Raw genomic sequence first — 364 nt, forward strand, 5'->3', positions numbered from 1 at the left:
CCAGAACAGCGGCAAAGGCCGGCAGCATCAATAAAAAAGGCCAGTAGTTGAACATCCCTGGCAGGCTCAGCCGCCAATCTTCCCCCAAAAAAGCCACTCCCACTGCCGCCAGGCTCAGGAGAGCCGCCAGTCCAAACAAGGGATCCCGCAGGATCGCCCCACCATAGCGGGTATAACCCTGGATCGTCCCCACCAAAGCCAAGAGTAAGCTGGGGGCCAGATTCACCGGGATCAGCGCCGCTGCTGCCAGCAGCCAGCCCCGCGGTTGAGAGGGCAAGGGATCCGGCGACAACTCGGGAGACAAAACCGGTGCCGAAGAAGACATCACTCATCCTCAAGGGGGATCCCTGGCCTGACCTGCCCC

General features: G+C 61.5%; 1 pseudogene. It reads right to left on the bottom strand.

Annotated features, from left to right (window positions below):
* Positions 1 to 325: pseudogene (locus tag NW856_RS13920) on the bottom strand (polymerase); the annotation flags it as partial.
* Positions 326 to 364: the final 39 nt, after the last annotated feature.

Origin of the sequence: Synechococcus sp. R3-13 (assembly GCF_047462195.1) — a bacterium.
Taxonomy (GTDB): Bacteria; Cyanobacteriota; Cyanobacteriia; order Thermostichales; family Thermostichaceae; genus Thermostichus.